We start from the raw sequence: 2,387 nt of genomic DNA, 5'->3' as shown, positions 1-2,387 counted from the left end.
CGCGCTTCCTGGGCGGACGCGCGCCGGTGGCGCGTGGTCGCGCCCGAGTCGCCGTCGCGGCTCGAGCTGGGCGTCGTCGTGCCGGTCGAGGACATGACCGCCATCCCGGCCCCGAAGCGCGAGGAGGGCAGCGGCGCCCGGGCGCTGGACGACGACCAGCCGGCCGGAAGCATCTGGCCGCACGTCGAGGAGCACGTCCTCGACCAGGTGCTCGGCCAGCGCTCCACCATCGTCTTCGTCAACTCGCGCGGCCTGGCCGAGCGGCTCACGGCGCGGCTCAACGAGCTGTACGCCGAGCGGCAGGGCGAGGGCGCCGACGACACCCTCGTGGCCCGCGCCCACCACGGCTCGGTGAGCAAGGAGCAGCGGGCGATCATCGAGGACGACCTCAAGACCGGACGCCTGCGCTGCGTCGTCGCCACGTCCAGCCTCGAGCTGGGCATCGACATGGGCGCCGTCGACCTCGTCGTGCAGGTGGCCTCGCCGCCGTCGGTGGCCAGCGGGCTGCAGCGCGTCGGCCGGGCCGGCCACCAGGTCGGCGAGGTCTCGCGCGGCCTGGTCTACCCGCGCACCCGCCACGAGCTGCTCGGTGCCGCGGTGACCGCCGAGCGCATGCGGGCCGGGCTGCTCGAGGCCATCCGCGTCCCGGCCAACCCGCTCGACATCCTGGCCCAGCAGACCGTCGCCGCCACCGCGCTGGAGCCGCTGGACGTCGAGGAGTGGTTCGAGACCGTCCGCCGGTCCGCGCCGTTCGCGACGCTGCCGCGGTCGGCGTACGAGGCCACGCTCGACCTGCTGAGCGGCCGCTACCCGTCCGACGAGTTCGCCGAGCTGCGCCCGCGCGTGGTCTGGGACCGTGACGGCGGCACGCTGACCGGACGTCCGGGGGCGCAGCGGCTGGCCGTCACGAGCGGCGGCACCATCCCCGACCGCGGACTGTTCACCGTCACGCTGCCCGAGGGCGAGGAGCAGTCCCGCGGGCCGCGCAAGGTCGGCGAGCTCGACGAGGAGATGGTCTACGAGTCGCGCGTCAACGACGTCTTCGCGCTCGGCGCCACGAGCTGGCGCATCCAGGAGATCACCCACGACCGGGTCGTCGTCACGCCCGCGCCCGGCCAGCCGGGCAAGCCGCCGTTCTGGCACGGCGACAACGAGGGGCGCCCGGCCGAGCTGGGCGAGGCGATGGGCTCGTTCGTCCGCGAGATCACCTCCGGCACGCCGAAGCAGGCCCGCGCCCGCGGCGAGTCGGCGGGGCTCGACCGGTTCTCGGTCGACAACCTGCTCGCCTTCCTGGACGAGCAGCGGGCCGCCACCGGCGTGCTGCCCACCGACCGCCGGCTGGTCGTCGAGCGCTTCCGCGACGAGCTGGGCGACTGGCGCGTCGTGCTCCACTCCCCCTACGGACGCCGCGTGCACGCCCCGTGGGCGCTGGCCGTCGCCGCGCGCATCCTCGAGCGGCACGGCATCGACGGCTCGGTGGTCGCGTCCGACGACGGCATCGTGGCGCGCATCCCCGACACCGAGTCCGAGCCGCCCGGCGCCGACCTGTTCGTCTTCGACGCCGACGAGCTCGACCGGCTGGTCACCGACGAGGTCGGCGGCTCGGCCCTGTTCGCCGCCCGCTTCCGCGAGTGCGCCGCCCGCGCCCTGCTGCTGCCGCGGCGCAACCCGGGCAAGCGCTCGCCGCTGTGGCAGCAGCGCCAGCGCTCGGCCCAGCTGCTCGACGTGGCCCGCAAGTTCCCGACCTTCCCGATCCTGCTCGAGACCGCCCGCGAGTGCCTGCAGGACGTCTACGACCTGCCCTCGCTCGACGCGCTGGCCCGGCGCATCGCCTCGCGCCAGGTCGAGATCGCCGAGGTCACGACCGAGAAGGCCTCGCCGTTCGCCCACACCCTGCTGTTCGGCTACGTCGCGTCCTTCCTCTACGAGGGCGACACCCCGCTGGCCGAGCGGCGCGCGTCCGCCCTGTCGCTGGACCCGGCGCTGCTCTCGGAGCTGCTGGGCCGCGCCGACCTGCGCGAGCTGCTCGACCCCGAGGTGCTGCGCCAGACCGAGGCCGAGCTGCAGCGGCTCACCGACGAGCGCCGGGCGAAGGACGCCGAGGGCGTCGACGACCTGCTGCGCCTGCTCGGGCCGCTGACCGCCGCCGAGGTCGCCGAGCGCACGCTCGAGCGCGACCCGGGCCCGGCCAAGGCCTGGCTGGACGAGCTGGCCGGTGCCCGGCGCGTCGTCGAGCTCAACGTGGCCGGCGAGCAGCGCTGGGCCACGGTCGAGGAGGTCGGACGCCCCTGCGCGACGGGCTCGGCGTCGCCGTGCCGGTCGGCGTCCCGGAGGCGTTCCTCGACCCCCTTCCGACGACCCGCTGGGCGACCTGCTCGGCCCAGTAC

At 75.4% G+C, this 2,387-nt stretch carries 1 pseudogene; it reads left to right on the top strand.

Annotation, left to right across the window (positions count from 1 at the left end):
- Positions 1 to 2,387: pseudogene (locus tag AC2W7G_RS13890) on the top strand (helicase-related protein); the annotation flags it as partial.

The organism is Aeromicrobium sp. PFPM2_SD2, assembly GCF_057364525.1.
Note: the sequence above shows the minus strand (reverse complement) of the source record. Positions and strands in the feature narration are given on the sequence as shown.